The 17981-nt window shown below is 52.0% G+C and carries 13 protein-coding genes; all 13 read right to left on the bottom strand.

Features of this window, described 5'->3' with window-relative positions:
- Nucleotides 1–2: 2 nt before the first annotated feature.
- Nucleotides 3–2492, bottom strand: coding sequence for a hypothetical protein (locus NQ534_RS13700; protein WP_006860061.1), 2490 nt, complete (start codon nucleotides 2490–2492; stop codon nucleotides 3–5).
- Nucleotides 2489–3172, bottom strand: a complete 684-nt coding sequence (locus tag NQ534_RS13695; protein ID WP_006860060.1) for an ABC transporter ATP-binding protein — start codon at nucleotides 3170–3172, stop codon at nucleotides 2489–2491. The genes NQ534_RS13700 and NQ534_RS13695 overlap by 4 nt, the downstream gene beginning before the upstream one ends.
- Nucleotides 3169–4638 carry a biotin/lipoyl-binding protein gene (locus tag NQ534_RS13690; protein WP_006860059.1) on the bottom strand — a complete coding sequence of 490 codons (1470 nt, stop codon included), beginning with the start codon at nucleotides 4636–4638 and terminating at the stop codon, nucleotides 3169–3171. The genes NQ534_RS13695 and NQ534_RS13690 overlap by 4 nt, the downstream gene beginning before the upstream one ends.
- A 178-nt stretch (nucleotides 4639–4816) precedes the next feature.
- Complete coding sequence (locus NQ534_RS13685; RefSeq protein WP_006860058.1) at nucleotides 4817–6142, bottom strand: sensor histidine kinase; 1326 nt, start codon at nucleotides 6140–6142, stop codon at nucleotides 4817–4819.
- Nucleotides 6126–6836, bottom strand: a complete 711-nt coding sequence (locus tag NQ534_RS13680; protein WP_006860057.1) for a response regulator transcription factor — start codon at nucleotides 6834–6836, stop codon at nucleotides 6126–6128. Before NQ534_RS13680 ends, NQ534_RS13685 begins: the two co-directional genes overlap by 17 nt.
- Before the next feature lie 381 nt (nucleotides 6837–7217).
- Nucleotides 7218–7874 carry a hypothetical protein gene (locus NQ534_RS13675; protein WP_040781304.1) on the bottom strand — a complete coding sequence of 219 codons (657 nt, stop codon included), beginning with the start codon at nucleotides 7872–7874 and terminating at the stop codon, nucleotides 7218–7220.
- Between the two features lie 384 nt (nucleotides 7875–8258).
- The gene (locus NQ534_RS13670) at nucleotides 8259–8549 is read right to left on the bottom strand and encodes a DUF2316 family protein (protein WP_006860053.1); all 291 of its coding nucleotides are present in this window, start codon (nucleotides 8547–8549) and stop codon (nucleotides 8259–8261) included.
- Between the two features lie 326 nt (nucleotides 8550–8875).
- The gene (locus tag NQ534_RS13665) at nucleotides 8876–10249 is read right to left on the bottom strand and encodes an MATE family efflux transporter (protein ID WP_006860052.1); all 1374 of its coding nucleotides are present in this window, start codon (nucleotides 10247–10249) and stop codon (nucleotides 8876–8878) included.
- Nucleotide 10250: 1 nt separating this feature from the next.
- Entirely contained in the window at nucleotides 10251–10676 is a 426-nt protein-coding gene (locus NQ534_RS13660; RefSeq protein ID WP_006860051.1) for a MarR family winged helix-turn-helix transcriptional regulator, read from the bottom strand.
- A gap of 325 nt (nucleotides 10677–11001) precedes the next feature.
- Nucleotides 11002–11787, bottom strand: a complete 786-nt coding sequence (locus tag NQ534_RS13655; RefSeq protein WP_040781412.1) for a DUF7402 domain-containing protein — start codon at nucleotides 11785–11787, stop codon at nucleotides 11002–11004.
- Nucleotides 11788–11963: 176 nt separating this feature from the next.
- Nucleotides 11964–15875, bottom strand: coding sequence for a phosphoribosylformylglycinamidine synthase (locus tag NQ534_RS13650; protein WP_006860048.1), 3912 nt, complete (start codon nucleotides 15873–15875; stop codon nucleotides 11964–11966).
- Between the two features lie 72 nt (nucleotides 15876–15947).
- Nucleotides 15948–16589, bottom strand: coding sequence for a phosphate propanoyltransferase (gene pduL, locus NQ534_RS13645; RefSeq protein WP_006860047.1), 642 nt, complete (start codon nucleotides 16587–16589; stop codon nucleotides 15948–15950).
- 5 nt (nucleotides 16590–16594) lie between these two features.
- The gene (locus tag NQ534_RS13640; RefSeq protein ID WP_006860046.1) at nucleotides 16595–17971 is read right to left on the bottom strand and encodes an aminopeptidase; all 1377 of its coding nucleotides are present in this window, start codon (nucleotides 17969–17971) and stop codon (nucleotides 16595–16597) included.
- Nucleotides 17972–17981 lie beyond the last annotated feature (10 nt).

Here is a 17981-nt window from a genome sequence, read left to right as displayed (position 1 = left end):
CTCTATATTTCTTCCGCTTCCACGGTCTGCCGCCCTGCTTCCGCGTCCTTCCCGTACGGAAAAGCAATCCAGTCATCCAGCGTCAGCCCGTCGAGAATCTCTACATAAGAGCCATTTGTAATCCCGGTCTTTACCGTCTGCCTGCAGAGCCTGCCGTCCTCCCCGCGCTTCAGCACATATTTTGTGCCGTTCTCCTGTGTTCGCACAAAATACTGCTCCAGACTGATAGCTTCTCCGGAGGTGCCGCCCGGCAGAGAAAGCTGCGCCATTCCCTCCGGGAGTCCTTCTGCATTTTCAATCAGCGCGAAAAAAGTGTAATATGAGGTATTCTGGTTTCCATCCCCGAACAGAATGATATCACTGTCGCTTCCGGAAGCCGGATACTGCGAAACCTCCTTTATAACCGCTGTAAATTCCATTCCTGTGTCCACAGAGGTTCCCTTAATTGTATCGCCCGGCTGCACGCTCTCTCTGGAAAATTCATCCAGCACGCCCTTTGCGTAAAGCCCCTCGGTGCTGGAAATCCGCGCAAAATACTCATCGCCGGATCCGCTCTGCGCCGTGCCGATGCTGATTACCGTCCCGCTGATGCTGCTTCTGACAATCTTTTCGTCCACTGTTTCCTGCAGTTCCTTTACCTCCAGCGCCGCCTCGCGGATATTCAGCCTCTGCGCCGCAATCTCCCGCTCTTTGTCTTTTATCAGCTCCCGGCGTTCCTCCGGCGTATTGCCCGGTTCCTGGAAATCCGGCATTTCAAACCCCGGTTCCTGCGGTTCCTCTTCTTCCCACAGCCCATATTGCTTCAGAAATCCGATAAATTCCTCCGCATTGCTCACCAGCACTCTCGCCTCCTCCGGAAGCGCCAGGTAATAATCGCGCAGGGCAGTCAGATATTCCCTCAGGTTTTCCTCAAAGGAAGCCGGGTCCAGTTCTCGGATGCCCAGCGTCACATCATATGCTTTGAGCGTATCCTGCAATGACGGCACCACCGCCGCCGGTTCTGCCGCATCTTTTTTCAGTTCAGCCCAGCGAAGCTCCGCCTCCTGCTGCCAGCCGCTTCCCAGCTTATTGTAAGCATCCATCACAGTTTTCAGCTCATCGCGCGAAACCGTCTCCGGGTTTACCGTCAGCGCGCAGTACAGCGCGTTGCGCAGACAGATTTCCCTATAGCTCTCCGCCAGCTTTTCCGCCTCGTCCTGCCGTCCCTGCTTTTTCAGCCAGGAAGTAATTTCCGGCTTCAGATGGTAATCCTCCATCTTAATTTCCGTCTCTTCCCCGTCTGCTGATACAATCTGCTCCCCATCTTCCGGCGCACTCTGCGATCCGCCTGCCGCCGCATCCTTCCCGCCAGCTTCCGATGCACCGTGCCCACCGCCTGCCGCCGCATTCTGTCCGTCGCCCGGATTTCTTGCTGTCCTCGCCTCTGCCAGCCAGGTCTGGTAAATTTCGATTGCGCGCCTGCCGTTTTCCAGCGTTTCCTGCGCAGACGCATCCGCCGCATTTAAAACCTCCGCCGCCAGATTGCGGTAAAGCTCCAGATTTTTAAGCGTTTCCTCATCCGGAAGCTGCTCCGTTTCGGTTTCTGTTTCGGTTTCTGTCTCGGTCTCGGTTTCCGTTTCTGTCTCAGATTCTGATTCCGTTTCCGTCGGAGATTCTGTCGGCGTTTCCGTCGGTGTCTCAGTGGGGTCTTCCGTTGGCGTCTCGGTGGGTTCTTCCGTTGGTGCTTCGGTCGGCGCCCCGGTCGGTGCATCCGTCGTTGCTTCTGTTGGCGCTTCGGTCGGTGCATCCGTCGGCGCTTCCGTTGGCGCTTCGGTCGGCGCCTCCGTGGGTGCTTCTGTGGGCGCTTCCGTTGGCGCTTCGGTCATTGCCCTGGTCGCGGGTTCTGCCGGCGCCCCGGTAGCGGATTCTGCCGGCGTCTCTGCCAGATGTTCCGCAGGTGCTTCGCCCTGCACAGTCTGCATTTCCGCCTGCCCTGCCAGTGATACCAATCGCGCCGATGCCTGCTCTGCCGGTGATTCCGATATCGCCGCTGCCGGCGCCCCCGCTGTGTGCTCCCCCGCCGCCAGTTGCTCCGCTTTGTTCGGAATCATCTGCGCAGTCAGTGTCCCGCCAAGCTTTTTCAGCTCCTTTTCCATTTTCTGCAGATGCAGCTCCTCCGTCTGCTGCTTCAACCGCGCAATTTCCAGCTTCAGCTCCGTCAGCGTCATATCATAGCTGAACAGGGGCGTCCCTTCCTCTACCTGGTCGCCAGCCTTTACAAATACTTCGTCTATTGTGTACGACGCATCCGGACTTATGTTCTGCTCCACCCGCGATGTGATGCTTCCGAGCATCCCCTCATCCGTAAAGCTAATCTGCCCGGCGTTTACATTCGCCACCGGCACGACCTTTACCGCAGGCTGATTCTTTTCTTTCAAAAAGAAGACGGCTCCTGCCGCCGCTCCGATACACACGATTAATGTTACTGTTCCTAAAATCGCCGCTTTCCTCATTGCTTTTCCTCGCTCAGTTCTCCGTCAAAAATTGTCACCATGCGCTGCGCATATTCCGCTATGCCGCGGTCATGGGTAATCATCAGAATCGTTACGCCCTCCTCATTCAGCTTACAGAACAGCTCCATCACCTGTCCGCTGGATTTTGAGTCCAGCGCCCCGGTCGGCTCGTCCGCCAGCAGCAGCTCCGGCTGATTCACCATTGCTCTGGCGATTGCCACTCTCTGCTTCTGTCCGCCGGAGAGCTGGGTCGGCAGAAATTTCACGCGGTCCTCCAGACCAACTTTCACCAGTGCCTCATATGCCTGTCTGCGCCGGACGGATTTGCGCACGCCCGCATATACCAGCGGAAGTGCCACATTATCCAGTGCATTCATCCTGGGTAGAAGCTGGAAATTCTGGAAAACAAACCCCAGATTTTTCAACCGCATATCCGACAGCCCGCGGTCACTCAGCTTCAGTACCTCCTCACCCGCCAGACGGTATTCGCCGGAGGTCGGGCGATCCAGACAGCCAATAATATTCATCAGAGTCGATTTCCCGGACCCGGACGGTCCCATCACCGCCACATACTCGCCTTTTTCCACCTCCAGACAAATATCCTTCAGTGCCGGAACCACCAGCTTTCCCTGCTGGTAATCCTTATATATATGCTTTAAACACACTATCGCTTCGCTCACTCCTGTATATCCCCCGTATTCCCCAAGTCATCCCAGACAACAGCCTCCCCGCTGTCCTCTTCCGTTTCTTCTATAACCTCTGCATCGGCGTCGTCTATAACCTCCGCATCATCGTCTTCCTCTTCTACAACTTCTGCATCCGCATCATCGTCCGGTTCCTCCACGACTTCTGCATCCACATCATCGTCCGGTTCCTCCACAACTTCTGCATCCGCATCATCGTCCAGCTCCTCCACAACTCCCGTGTTTTCCTCATCCATGTTGTCTGTGCTATCCGCGTTCCCGGCGTCGGCATCCCCGTCATATTCATTCAGCACTGTCCGGCTTTCCTCCCGGATGCTGTCCATTGGAAACGCAATGCTGTCCTGCGTGGTAAGCCCGGATACAATCTGATATTTCCCCTGTTCCTCATCGTATCCGCCAGTTGTAACCTCCTGCCTGCGGATATGCTGGCTTTCATCCGCCTTCCAGACAAAAAATTTCCCGTTTTCCTGTATCAGATAATTTTCCGGGAGCCAGAGTCCCTCTTTCTGAGCATCCTGTCCTTTGTCCTCCTCCAGATAGACATGCTGACCGAGCAGCATCCCGTCCGTCGACTGCACCTGCACATAAAAATGATAATTGGAAGAGCCGGAGGAGCTGCCGCCGATGGAAATATCCTCCGAATCATCCTCCTGTGTATTGTCAGTGACAACCTCCGTCACGGTTCCCTTCCATTTCTGGTTTTTGTCAAGCCTTGAAAAAATTACGACTGACATTCCTTCTGTCACCATCGGCAGATTCTGTTCATTCAGTTTACACTTAATCCGGAAATCTCCCGCCTTCAGGATTTTTATGTAGGTACCATCCGAATTACTCATGTCATCGCTGTCGGGCGGATTAATTTTCTGCACCATACCGGAAACCTCCGATTTCACTTCCGCATTCTGAAGCGTCTCCCTGAGCTGTTCCATCTCCAGCGTCTTTGTCTTAATCTCATACTCGCTCATTTTGATATTATTCTGCTGTGTAAGAATATCCGTCGTATACGCGAGCTGGTCGTCCGCGCCCGCCGAGCGCTTTTCCTTCTCCAGCCGGGCAATCGCCGCCTTCGTGCTCTCAATCTCGCTTTTTTCTTTTTCAATATCTATCTCAAGCTGCGCAAGCTTATTTTCGTCCTCCCGCGTATCGTAAACGAACAGCACCTGCCCCTCTTCTACCTGTTCGCCCTCCTTCACCCGGCATTCCTTCACCTTTTTCTCTGCATCCAGCTTTACTTTCACCGTTGCCTGCGGCTCAATCACGCCGCCGAAGCGCTCCGCATAATCCATGCCTTCGCCGGTGATATCGGACACGCTGTTCACATAAACAATATCCTTACTCTCCTCTGCACCGCCGTTCCTGCTTTCCAGAGGGCGCCCTGCCGCAAAATACACGCCTGCGGCAGCCACGCACAATCCGAGCAGAATCCCTGTCTTCTTTTTCATATACTCCCCTGCCTCTTCGATTTTCTGTCAGTATAAAACCTCTTTCTTAACCATTTCTGAATCATTTCTGAAAAATTCTAAATTCTGCGCATGTATACGCATCCCCGCAGAGCACCCTGGGTTTTACAGAAAATCCTGAGAATTTTCATGTGCAGCAAAAAACAGGAGGTCCAAGGTCCTAAGACCCGGAAGCCTCCTGCTCACATGGAAACAGAATCTCAATCCGGAACCTGCCGTCCAGCTGATATGTCTGGCTGCTTCCTCCCATTTTCTGCATCATATTTTTTATGCTCTGCAGACCGACGCAGGTACTGTCCGTCTGCTCTGTCTTTTCCTGGATTTCATTCTCAAAAGCAAACCCTGCCATTTTCCCGATATACAGCGTGGAAATTTTTACCGGCGTTTGCGGGTTTGCATATTTTAAAATATTAGAGGTGATGTTATCCAGAATGCGCGCAACATATTCTGTATGAATCCTCACCCTCGTGCTGCGCCATTCCATCTGCGCCTCTATCTGAAAACCGCGCTGCCCAAGGAAGCTACAGGTTTCCGAAAGCAGATCATAGAACAGTTCTTCGTAGCTTTCCGGCTCTTCCAGCGTAATTTCCTGTCCGCCCGACACAAGGGAATACTCAAACAGATGGTCTGTAAGCTGTTTCATACGGCGCGCGTTCCTGTCAATCTTATCCAGATACTCCGCAAGCTGTTCCTGGTCCGCGTAATTGCCCTTTTTCAGAATCTCGGTATAAAGCAGAATGGACGTGACCGGCGTGCGCAGATCATGTGACATTTCCGTAATCGTTTTCTGATTCTCCCGCACCATTTCCGCTTCTCTGGCAATCATATTCCTGAAATTCAGCCGCATATCGTCCAACCCTCTGGCAAGCGTGGAGAGTTCATCCCGTCCCTTCACCGTAATCTCATAATCCAGACTGCCGCCTTCCAGTATTCCGATTTCGGTGCTGAGTCTGGCAATATACGCCATTTTCCGGCGGATGCCGGTCAGCGTAAGCAACAGAAACAACACAAAAGAAGCAATCAGTGCGGCAACCCATACGTAATTATAAAGCTGATACACATACCAGCCCCAGATGCCCGCCATCGCCGTGCCGTCCGCAAATTCCACCGGATAAAACGTAATCCAGTCATATTCCTCCACTTGGGCGTCCTCCTCTATGGACTGCTGCTCCGGATTGTCCGAATTAAACATCAATGTGTTACCTTTGTATATACGGACACTGATTACCTGCTGCTCTTTCACCCAGGCTCTCAGCTCCGCTGCATCCTCATAGCCAAGCTGGTTCTCGTCGATATACTGCTGCATCTTTTCTATGTAGAAGCTATCCTTCTTCCGGTTAAATTCCGGCGTGTCATAATAATTATCAATCAGCCAGGTGCCGGCGGTATCCAGCGCCACAAACGCTATCCCCGCCGCAGCCGCTGCAACGGTAAGCAGCAGGATAAGCTGCAGATAAATCGAATGTCCCTTATTCGTCCGTGTCAAATTTATACCCCTTTCCCCAGACGGTCCGGATGTATTTCGGATATTTGGGATCCGCCTCTATTTTTACCCGAAGCTTTCGGATATGTACCATAATGGTACTGTTGCAGGAATAAAAATATGGCTCCTCCCAGATGCTCTCGTAAAGGTTCTGCGCAGAAAAAATCCTGCCCGGATGCTGCATCATCAATAACAACATGTGATATTCAATGTCAGTCATCTCTTTGAGAACGCCGTCCACCCAGACCTCATTAAAGGTCTCGTGGATACGGATACCTCCTCTTTCCAGATAAGTTTCTTTTTCCGTGCTTTCCCCTGTCTTTCCCATATAAACGCGGTACCTGCGCAGCAGCGCCTTTACTCTTCCCAGCAGCTCCGCATAGGAAAACGGCTTCGGCAGATAATCATCCCCGCCTGCCATCAGCCCAATCAGCTTATCCGATTCCTGCGCCTTTGCCGTCAGAAATAGCACCGGCACATTGGAGACTCTGCGGATTTCCTCGCAGGTCCGCAGCCCCGACATTCCCGGCATCATGATATCCAGAATCACCAGGTCTGTCGTATCCTCCAGCATTTCCAGACCCTTTCTTCCGTTTTCCGCCTCTCTCACACAATAGTTTTCGCTTTCCAGAAGAATGCGCACACCCTCCCGGATATCCGCATCATCTTCAATAATCAGTACCTGTTCCCTGTCCATTCTTTCTCCTTTCCGTAAGCGGCAGGCTCTGCGCGTATTTTTCGGACTGTGTGTAATTGTCGTCCGGATGATAGCTTCCTGCCAGCCTGACAGGCTATCCGGTTCGCGTGACAATTTCCTGCCAGCCCGGCAGGTTATCCGGTCCGCGTAACAATTTCCTGCCAGCCCGGCAGGCTATCCGGTCCGCCGCCCAACCGGATTCCTGTTTTTATTGTCGCAGAAATATCTTAACAGCTTCTGAAAGAACCATTAATAATTCTAAACTCTGCATGCGCATCTGTGCAACAGATTGTTGCATGGATTTTTTAAAAATTTTTATCGTTTTCCCCTGTGATTTTAAATCTTAAAAATTTCCGTCACAATCCCCCTTTATGTTACGTATTAGTTACCGGGAGATAATTTCGCAAGTGCGTCTAAATGCTTCTGCCGTATCATTTTCTGCGCCTGCTTCTCGTTCTCATCGAGTGCGCCGAGCAGTTCGCCGGTACTTGTAAGCGGCAGCCAGCACCTGCCCAGATAATCCGGATAACTGCACCACCAGTAATCCTCCGGTGCGCTGACAATCTGTTCCTTCACCGGCAGCATGTGCAGTTTCATGCAGCAGCGCAGCGCCGCTTTCATGTCTTTTAACACATGCATGGTATTTTTGCGGAAATGTGTCGTTTTCCGGCTGATACCGTACACAATACCCTGCTCGTGTACGGACGAGTTTACCTCCGGAAACTGCCTGGTATCCGGCAGATAGTCAATGCGCAGCATCGTATCGTTTTCCGGAATGCAGGTTTCCTCATAGCGCCGGATTACTCTGTCCAGATATTTTTCCGCGGTTGCTTCTCCGGCGGACTGCAGCACCAGATGCAGCTCATTATCCAGCACACAGTAGGCAAGGACCCGGACCTCCGGCTCCATATCCTTACGGATACTGGCAGCCACATCCAGAACCTTCATTTTTTGAATTTCCTCTTCAAAAAGCTGCTGGTTTGCCTTGCCTCTCAGAATTGCGTAGCAGATTTGTGTCCCCTCACTCATACGTTCCATTGATAGTACTCCCTTCATTTTTTATGAACACCGCCAGCTTCCGCTTCGATGTCCCTGATTTGTACAGTCCTATCATAAACGCATAGGGATTTGTTTTTCAAGCACTTTTCATATGTTGCAACAAGATGAAACATCCGGTCGTAAAACAGCCGTATGTTAAGTTTTTGTGCGCATCTGTGCAACAGATTGTTGCACGAAGTATTGAAAAAAATCCGGCAGCCGGTTTCTCTTTGCTCCGGCTGCCGCTTATTATCTGTCCTGCCAGCCAGTCAGCACTTGTTCTGGCATACACTTATTGTTTATTCTGTCAGCCAGTCAGCACCGGTTCTGGCAGGCACTTATTATTTATTCTACCAGCCAGTCAGCACCTGTTCTGACCGGCACTTATTGTTTGTTCCTCCAGGGTGTTTCATAGAAAAACCATTTGTTTGCGCTATGGTCTGCAAGTCTGGAAAATGGGTACATTTCCGTTCCCTGCTCCTTTAATTTGTCCTCCAGATAATCCCTGACCATCCATACCTGCGCCGGATCGGGATGGTCCATTGCAAGAACACGCTTAAATTCAGCTTCCGAAATCCCCAAATCCGCAAGCACTGACGCCAAATCCATATCCAGTCTTCTGTAATTCTCCTGCAGTTCTCTGGCGGTATTCCTCTTTTGCATGGGTGTAAGCATGACGCCGCCTCCTTTCTGTTCTCATATGGTTTTCAATTTGCTGCATTATATTCTCTTTCTGTTTTCATTCTGCCGCATTATGTTCTCTTTCTGTTTTCATTCTGCCCCGTTCTTTTCTCTTTCTTTTCTATTTCTGTTCTCGTTTTGCATATGTTACATTGTTTGTTTTTTAATTATACGCCAAAAGCCGCCACATATGTTTTATGTGCTGATATGTTCTATATGTTCTATATGTTTTATACGTTTTATATGTTTTATGTGCTTATATGTTATATGTTTTATGCGCTTATATGTTTTATATACTTCATGTGCCTTATCCGCACCCCTCAGATTTCCCGCGGCATTTTTTTCATTTCCGCTGCCAGAAACGCCGCCGCGATAAGAAACGCTATGAAATCCGAAACCGGCATCGCATACATTATCCCTTCCACGCCAAAGAACCGCGGAAGTATCACCAGAAGCGGAAGCAGAAAAATAATCTGCTTCGATAAGGACAGAAACGCGCCCTTAAGTGCCTTTCCGATGGACGGGAAAAAGGTCGTTATCGCAATCTGGATGCCATTTAAAAATACAAAAAACAGAAATACCCGCATATATTTTGTGGCATATGCAAAATAAAGCTCATCCCCATCCCCGAACAGTGAAATAATCTGTGACGGGAACAGCTCAAATATGGCAAACATTATCACTGACAGCAAAAATGTGGATTTCAGCAGGATTTTTACGGTTTCCCGCACCCGGTCGTATTTCTTTGCTCCATAATTGAAGCTGCATATAGGCTGCGAGCCCTGCACAACGCCTAATACCACCGCCGTGAAAATAACATTTATTTTTGATACGATTCCCGCGACCGCAATCGGGATATCACTGCCATAAACGGACATTTCCCCGTATATCTTCAGCAGATTGTTCGTTGTAATCTGAATAATCATCGTAGAAAACTGAAAAATAAAGGAAGTAATTCCAAGGGATATAATCGTCCGTACAGCCGGAATACGCGGGATAAAATCCTCCGCGCAGAAGCGCACAGACTTAAATCGCGGAAAATAAAGCAGTAGCAGGGCAGCGGACACGATCTGGCTGATTACTGTCGCCCATGCCGCCCCGGCAATCCCCATATCAAACACGAACATAAACAGCGGATCCAGCAGCGTGTTCAGAACCGCTCCGGTGATGACCGCCGTCATGGAATAGGCGGCGCTTCCGTCCGCCCGCACCAGCGGATTGATTCCCGTGGAGAGCAGTAAAAAGGGAATGCCAAAGGAAGTGATTCCCGCATATTCCATTGCGTATTCCAGAATCTCATCTGTCGCACCGAACGCCATCATCAGCGGCTCCAGAAAGCTTCTTATCAGAATGCAGATAAGAATTCCGCAGATAACCAGCATAGTGACAGCCGTCCCGGCAGCTTTTTTCGCTTTGTCCTGATTTTTGCGCCCCAGCTCCAGATTAAATGCCGCCGCAGAGCCAAGCCCTGTCATCAGTCCGATTGCCATACAGATCGTCGTTATGGGAAACGCGATATTCGTCGCCGCATTCCCCAGATAGCCGACCCCCTGTCCGATAAAAATCTGGTCGACAATATTATAGAGTGCGTTGACAACATTCGCAATTACCGCCGGCACGGCAAGCGAAAACAGCAGCTTTGGAATTGGTTTATACCCCATCGGGTTTTCTGAATAAGTTTTTGTATCCGCCATATTACAGCTCCTTTTCTTCACACATTTTCTCAATGACGCTCCTGAAAACGGTGAGCTCCTCCTCTGATATGTCCGCGGATAAATTTTTTTCAGCATCCGTCACGACATTCCAGTATTTTCTGATAACCTCCTCCCCCTGCTCTGTCAGATACAGGGTATAGGCGCGCCTGTCGTGCTTTGCACGCACACGTTTTACATAATTCTTTTCCTCAAGCTTATCAATCGTCTGCACAATGACATTCCGGTCCTTGTGATTCAACTCCGCAAGCCTTGCCTGCGTAATTCCGGGATTTTCATACAAAAACAGCATCGTCACATAATTTCCATAAGTGATTCCGATTTCCCGGAAATATGGTTTTGCATATTCATGCACCCTGTCGCGTATCAGCATAAGCTTAAAGCAAATCGTTTCCTGCAAAGAATACATTTTAGTAACCTCCTATATAATATACTTAATATATAATATGTAATACTATGTTATTTGTCAAGGATTATCTGCGGCGACTCCTCCAGGAGCTGCCGCCAGCAACTCCATTCGGATGTATGGCAGCCTGCAGAACCTGCCACCGGCAGTTCCTCCGATGCATGGCAACCTGCCATCGGCAGTTCCTTTCGAATGTATGGCGACAAAAATAAGCGGTACCCGGCTGCGTAACCAGGTATCGCTTATCTTTCTACTGTTTTCAATATTGTTTGATAAATGCGGTTCCGCTATCTTTCATTTGCAATACTGTCCGGCGGATGCCATTCCGCTATCTGTCACTTCCATATACTTCTATCTGCGTCAGAGCCGGGAAGGGCGAGGCGTCCTCCGCCTTTTTCAGACCGCTCAGCTCCACCCACTCGATCTGCTTTTTCTCAAACGTAAGTTTGTGCGGAGCTGTGCTTTTTTCCATCGGGAAGATGAGAGTGCTTCCGTCAGAGAAAGTGAAAGTCGCTTCCGTCCACCAGCTATCGTGCGGGAAGTCCGCCCTGGTGTAAAGCACGATACAATCCGTCTCTATAACGCGCCCGAAATCGAGCCGCAGCGCCGCATCGGGGCGGCGGTTGATTCCCCAGGAACCGTAGGGCCATTCCCCGTGTCCGTCGTTTACCACCACGCCGTCAATCGCATTGCGGGCGGCAAACACGGCTTCGTTTCTCGTCTCCACGTTTGCAGAGGCGTGCGGATAGCAGTTGCTGCTGTCGTGCCAGTCGTTTACATTGCACGCGAGATTGCGGTACGCCGTCCGCTCGTATTCCTCCGCCTTCCTCACATACAGAAGATGCTTATCTCCGTGAAAAGCCCTCGGCGAAATGCTGATGCGCTTCTCCCCGAAAGGTATCACATAATTTGTGTTGCCTGTCAGATATACCAGCGATTTTCCCAGACCATCGTCCCACTGGAGCCAGACCCATACATTTTTTTCGGATATTTCCAGACCGAAGCTGTCTCCCTCCTGGTACTCTCTGGCGCACACCATACTCAGCTCGTCCTCTCCATGACGGACACAGACGATTTTTCCCTCTTTATCATAAACCTTCAGACAAAATTCCATTTTTTCGTCTCCTTCCCTTTCTCCCATGATACAGCAGATCCCATCATCCAGCCAAAAATCCTCCTGTATCGGATTTTATATCTGTCCGACCCTGGCATCATTCGATGATGCGGGGGCAAATGTAAACTTTGCCCCAGGTATCACGGATTGCTCCATGCTGCGCATTCGCGCAATCATTATTGAAAATACGCCACGCCGGATTCGAAAATCTTAATATCCTGCTCACCGTAAATGTTGATCGCTACGGAATCGCCGCGGCGCTCACAGTGCGCCATCTTGCCCAGCACACGTCCGTCCGGACTGGTAATGCCCTCGATTGCCAGATAGGAGCCGTTGACGTTCCACTCTTCATTGTTCACATCCAGCTCGCCGTCCGGGGATACATACTGCGTCGCCACCTGTCCGTTGGCGAACAGCTTTTCCAGCCATCCGGCATTTGCCACGAAGCGTCCCTCGCCGTGGGAAGCCGGGTTGCAGTAGGTCGCGCCCGGTGTCGCCAGACGCAGCCACGGGGATTTGTTCGATACCACCCTGGTGTAAACCATCTTCGAGATATGACGTCCGATGGTATTGAAGGTCAGCGTCGGGGAATCCGCCGTCTGTCCGACAATCTCACCGTGCGGCACCAGGCCAAGCTTAATCAGCGCCTGGAAGCCGTTGCAGATGCCGAGCGCCAGACCATCGCGCTCATTGAGCAGACGCATAACCGCTTCCTTCATCTTCGCGTTCTGGAACGCCGTCGCAAAGAATTTCGCGGAGCCGTCCGGCTCGTCGCCCGCGGAGAAGCCGCCGGGGAACATAATAATCTGCGCCTGGTCAATCGCCTTCTCAAAAATATTTACAGAATCACGGATATCCTCCGCCGTCAGATTCTTAAATACCTTAACGTCTACCTCCGCTCCTGCGCGCTCGAAAGCCTTTGTGCTGTCGTACTCGCAGTTCGTGCCCGGAAATACCGGAATAAACACGCGCGGCTTTGCGACTTTATGTTTGCAGATATAAACCTTGTCCGTTTTGTAAACGCCGTCCTCAAAGATTGCACCGTCCTGTGGATTTAATTTGCCCGCAAGGAATACTGCTATCGGTCCGTCGCCCGCTGTCAGAGAAACTGCCGCAGCCCCCTCCGGCTCTGCGCTGTCTGCCAGGGCATCCGCTTTTGCAGCATCCTCCTGCATTTCCTCCAGGAAAGCCGTGCCGCCATTTTCTCCGGAAACCGTCTTAAATACGCTCTCCAGCGGACGCTTCCACGCCTCCAGCGCTTCCTCCAGAGAAATCGATACATTCTTATGCTCCAGATGCGCATCCGCAAGCACCTCGCCGATTACGGTATAGGTGATGGAAAGCTCGCCTACCTTTCCGTCCGGGACCTCTGCCACAATGTTTCCGAAACCGGCGGTAAACAAATCGCGCTCGTCGACATTGTGCTCCACCTTCACGCCGAGACCGTTTCCAAACGCCATCTTGGCAAGCGCCAGCGCCAGTCCCTTTCCGTCCACAGTATATGCGGAGACGATTCTGCCCGCCTTTACATCCTCAAAGAATTTTCCATACTGGTCTTTCACCTGCTCATAGACCGGCAAATCGTATTTATCCTTTTCAATCGTCAGCAGCACCAGCTTATTGCCAGCCTTTTTCAGCTCCGGTGTCACCATCGTCTTATCGCTCGCCACATCCACCGCAAAGGAAACCAGCGTCGGCGGAACATCAATTTCATTGAAGGTTCCGGACATGGAATCCTTGCCGCCGATGGACGGCAGTCCAAAGCCAAGCTGTGCGTCGTATGCGCCGAGCAGCGCCGCAAACGGCTGGCTCCAGCGCTTCGGATCCTCCGTCATGCGGCGGAAATACTCCTGGAAGGTAAGACGGATCTTTCGGTAATCGCCGCCGCCCGCCACAATTTTCGCCACCGACTCCAGCACCGCATAGATCGCACCGTGATACGGGCTCCAGCTCGACAGATACGGGTCGAAGCCGTAAGCCATCATCGTTACTGTATCTGTTTTTCCTTCCAGCACCGGAAGCTTCGCCACCATCGCCTGCGTTTCAGTGAGCTGATATTTTCCGCCATACGGCATCAGCACGCTGCCTGCGCCGATGGAGCTGTCGAACATTTCCACAAGCCCCTTCTGGGAGCAGCCGTTTAAATCACTCAAAGTATCCAGCCATTTCGCCCGGACATCCGCCACCTCGTCCCTGCGGAAATATTTGTCCTTCTCAGACGGAATCTCCACAAACACGCTGGTCTCCTGATGCGCGCCGTTGGTATCGAGGAAGGCACGGCTGATATTTACAATCTCTTTATCTCTCCAGATGAGCACCAGACGCGGGCTTTCCGTGACAACAGCCACCTCTACCGCTTCCAGGTTTTCCTCATTGGCGTATTTCAGAAATTCTTCCACATCTTTGGGGTCCACAACCACCGCCATACGCTCCTGGGATTCGGAAATCGCAATCTCCGTGCCGTCCAGACCGGCGTACTTTTTCGGAACCTTGTCGAGGTAAATCTGCAGTCCCGGCGCCAGCTCGCCGATAGCGACGGAAACACCGCCCGCTCCAAAATCGTTGCATTTCTTTATTAGACGGCTCACCTCCGGGCGGCGGAACATACGCTGAATCTTGCGCTCCGTCGGCGCATTACCTTTCTGCACCTCCGCGCCGCATACCTCGATGGAAGCCTCGGTGTGCACCTTCGAGGAACCGGTAGCGCCGCCAATGCCGTCGCGTCCGGTGCGTCCGCCCAGCAGGATGATAATATCGCCGGGGTCAGATGTCAGTCTCTTTACATCCTTTCTGGGAGCCGCGCCCATCACCGCGCCGATTTCCATACGCTTTGCCACATAATCCGGATGATAAATCTCTTTTACATAACCGGTTGCCAGACCAATCTGGTTTCCATAGGAGGAATAACCCTTTGCCGCGCCGCGCACCAGCTTTTTCTGCGGCAGCTTGCCCTTCAGAGTCTCCTTCACCGATACGGTCGGGTCTGCGGCGCCGGTCACACGCATTGCCTGATATACGTAGGTTCTGCCGGAGAGCGGGTCACGGATAGCGCCGCCAAGGCAGGTCGCCGCGCCTCCGAACGGCTCAATCTCCGTCGGATGGTTGTGCGTCTCGTTCTTAAAGTTTACCAGCCATTCTTCCGTTTTTCCGTCAATCTCCACCGGCACCACAATGCTGCAGGCGTTGATTTCATCGGATTCCTCCTGGTCATCCAGCTTTCCCTCTTTTTTCAGCTTGCGCATCGCCAGCAGAGCCAGGTCCATCAGGCAGACAAATTTGTCGTCGCGCCCTTTGAAAAGCTCCGCACGGTCCGCCAGATATTTCTCATAGGTGCCGACGATCGGCTCCTTATAATCGCCCTCGCCGAAGGTAATATCCTTCAGCTCTGTGGAGAAAGTCGTGTGACGGCAGTGGTCTGACCAGTAGGTATCCAGCACACGGATTTCCGTCATGGACGGGTCGCGTTTTTCCTCATCCTTAAAATAATGCTGGATATGCTGGAAATCCTTAAAGGTCATGGCGAGGTTCAGAGAGGAATACAGCTCCTTCAGCGGCGCTTCCTCCAGATTGCAGAAGCCGTCAAAAATCTGAATATCCGCCGGTTCCTCGAACACCATCACCAGTGTCTCCGGCTTTTCCATGCCCGTCTCACGGGAATCCACCGGGTTGATGCAGTGGCTCTTTACCGCTGCAAATTCTTCCTCCGTCAGCGTTCCCTCAATAACATAGGTCGTCGCCGAGCGGATGACCGGATTTTCCTCTTCATTCAAAAACCGCACACACTGCTCGGCAGAATCCGCCCGCTGATCAAACTGCCCCGGCAGATACTCTACAGAGAAAACGCGGTCGCTCTCCCCCATTGGAAAAGTTTCCTGATAAAGGGTGTCTACCGGCGGCTCTGAAAACACCGTCTTGCACGCTTTTTCGAATACTTCCTCCGAAATATTTTCCACATCATAGCGAATCAGCACGCGCACGCCGGTCAGCCCGGAGATTCCGAGATAGCTGCGTATTTCGTGCCTCAGTTCCTTCGCCTGCACGGCAAAAGCCGGTTTCTTTTCCACATAAACTCTCTTTACGTTACCCATACGTTTCCTCCATCATATAAGTTTTCTATTTCCGCACCGCCAGATATTTCATCTGCCGGAAGCCTTCAAAATTTACCTCTGGATGCCGGACAGAAGCTCGTCCGCCCAGTCGCTCAGACTGTAGGCATTGCCGTCAAACAGCTTCAGAATCACGCCGTACTGCTCCTCGCTGTGGTCGAAAGCGTTGCCCTCGTCCGTGTCCACATGCATCGCAAGCACATAATCCGGGTGCACACGCACCACCACGTTGGCGTAAATCAGCGCCCGCTCATAGCTCTGCGTAATCACAAATACCTCTTCATTGTCCTTCACATGCATACGGTAAGCGTCGCTCGGCGTCATATGTATGTGGCGTTTCGCCACAATTACCCCTTTTTCCAGGTCGAGGCTGGCGTTCGGTCCAATTAAGCGGCAGCCCGGCGTGCCGGCAATATCGCCCGACTGACGGATGACCTTTTCAATGCCGAGCTTGCGCGTGTCCGTGATCGCCAGCTCCACCTGCGTTTCCTTCCGGAAAGGTCCCAGAATCGCCACATGCTCCATCTGACCGCGGGGTCCCTCGATCGTCAGGCGCTCCTTTGCCAGGAACTGTCCCGGCTGGCTGAGTTCCTTAACAAAGGTCAGCTCGCGCCCTTCCCCGAATAAGGCTTCAAAATCCTCCCGGCAAAGATGAATATGCTTTGCCGAGATCTCAATCGGTATCTTCGATTTCATGGCACCTACTCCGTCAGAAATGCATTATAGCAGCGCTTCGCCTCATAAACATCCGCCTTGCTGACAATCTCCCACGGCGCATGCATATTCAGCACCGCCACGCCGCAGTCAATCACCTGCATACCGTACAGAGCAAGAATATAGGCAATCGTTCCGCCGCCGCCGAAATCCACCTTTCCAAGCTCCGCTGTCTGGAACGCCACCTCGTGCTTCTCCAGCGTTGCGCGAAGCTGCGCCATATATTCCGCGTTGGCGTCATTGGAACCGGATTTTCCTCTCGACCCGGTATACTTATTAAATACGATGCCATGTGCGAAGTATGCCGTATTCTTTTTCTCAAACGCCGACGCAAATTCCGGGTCGTAAGCCGCGCTTACATCCGAAGAGAGCATCCGCGAATTTGCCAGCACTCTGCGCAGCTTAATATCGGAATAATCTCCCATGCAGTTCAGAAGCTCCGCCACCGTATTCTCAAAGAAACGTGACTGCATACCGGTCGCACCGACGCTGCCGATTTCCTCTTTATCAACAAGGATACAGCACGCTGTCCGCTTTACCTTTTTCATATCCAGCATCGCCGCCAGGGAGGTGTAGGCGCACACACGGTCGTCGTGTCCGTACGCGAGCACCATGCTGCGGTCCAGTCCGCACTCTCTCGCTTTTCCCGCCGGAACCACCTCCAGCTCCGCGGAGAGGAAGTCATCCTCCTCGATATCATACTGCTGTTTTAAAAGCTTTAAGATATTTGCCTTTACCGCCGTCTCTTCCTTATCCTCCAGCGGAATATTGCCGATGAGAAGGTTTAACGCCTCGCCCTCGACTACCTTTGCCGCCTTCTTCTCAAGCTGCTCGCCGGAAAGATGCACCAGAAGGTCGGTGATGCAGAATACCGGATCGTCCTCCTTCTCGCCGATGCAGATATCCACCATGCTTCCGTCCTTCTTCGCCACCACGCCGTGCAGCGCCAGCGGAATCGTCACCCACTGGTATTTCTTGATGCCGCCGTAGTAATGCGTGTCAAGATATGCAAGCTCCGTGTCCTCGTACAGCGGATTCTGCTTTAAATCCAGACGCGGGGAATCCACATGGGCGCCCAGGATGTTCATGCCCTTTTCGATATCCTTGCTTCCGATATGGAACATCGCGATCGTCTTTTCCATGCAGACAGCATAGACCTTATCGCCCTCGGAGAGCGTCTCTTTTTTCTTAATGACCTCCTGCAGGTCGCGGTAGCCCGCTTCTTTTGCCAGCTTCACCGCTTCTTTGATACACTCCCGCTCCGTTTTCCCGTGGTCCAGGAAATGGCGGTACTCTTTGTTCAGCTTCTCCAGCTCTGCAAGCTGCTTTTTGCTGTAGCTGCTCCACACATTTTTTCTGTCCATTTTCTTGCTC

Source organism: Marvinbryantia formatexigens DSM 14469 (assembly GCF_025148285.1).
Taxonomy (GTDB): Bacteria; Bacillota; Clostridia; order Lachnospirales; family Lachnospiraceae; genus Marvinbryantia; species Marvinbryantia formatexigens.
The sequence above is the reverse complement of the archived record's forward strand: the minus strand, read 5'-3'. Positions and strand labels throughout refer to the sequence as shown.

What these genes read in the sequence shown, in the direction of transcription:
- NQ534_RS13700 (WP_006860061.1), bottom strand. Translation starts at nt 2,492, where the DNA reads ATGAGGAAAGCGGCGATTTTAGGAACAGTAACATTAATCGTGTGTATC.
- NQ534_RS13690 (WP_006860059.1), bottom strand. Translation starts at nt 4,638, where the DNA reads ATGAAAAAGAAGACAGGGATTCTGCTCGGATTGTGCGTGGCTGCCGCA.
- NQ534_RS13680 (WP_006860057.1), bottom strand. Translation starts at nt 6,836, where the DNA reads ATGGACAGGGAACAGGTACTGATTATTGAAGATGATGCGGATATCCGG.
- NQ534_RS13675 (WP_040781304.1), bottom strand. Translation starts at nt 7,874, where the DNA reads ATGGAACGTATGAGTGAGGGGACACAAATCTGCTACGCAATTCTGAGA.
- NQ534_RS13670 (WP_006860053.1), bottom strand. Translation starts at nt 8,549, where the DNA reads ATGCTTACACCCATGCAAAAGAGGAATACCGCCAGAGAACTGCAGGAG.
- NQ534_RS13665 (WP_006860052.1), bottom strand. Translation starts at nt 10,249, where the DNA reads ATGGCGGATACAAAAACTTATTCAGAAAACCCGATGGGGTATAAACCA.
- NQ534_RS13660 (WP_006860051.1), bottom strand. Translation starts at nt 10,676, where the DNA reads ATGTATTCTTTGCAGGAAACGATTTGCTTTAAGCTTATGCTGATACGC.
- NQ534_RS13655 (WP_040781412.1), bottom strand. Translation starts at nt 11,787, where the DNA reads ATGGAATTTTGTCTGAAGGTTTATGATAAAGAGGGAAAAATCGTCTGT.
- NQ534_RS13650 (WP_006860048.1), bottom strand. Translation starts at nt 15,875, where the DNA reads ATGGGTAACGTAAAGAGAGTTTATGTGGAAAAGAAACCGGCTTTTGCC.
- pduL (WP_006860047.1), bottom strand. Translation starts at nt 16,589, where the DNA reads ATGAAATCGAAGATACCGATTGAGATCTCGGCAAAGCATATTCATCTT.
- NQ534_RS13640 (WP_006860046.1), bottom strand. Translation starts at nt 17,971, where the DNA reads ATGGACAGAAAAAATGTGTGGAGCAGCTACAGCAAAAAGCAGCTTGCA.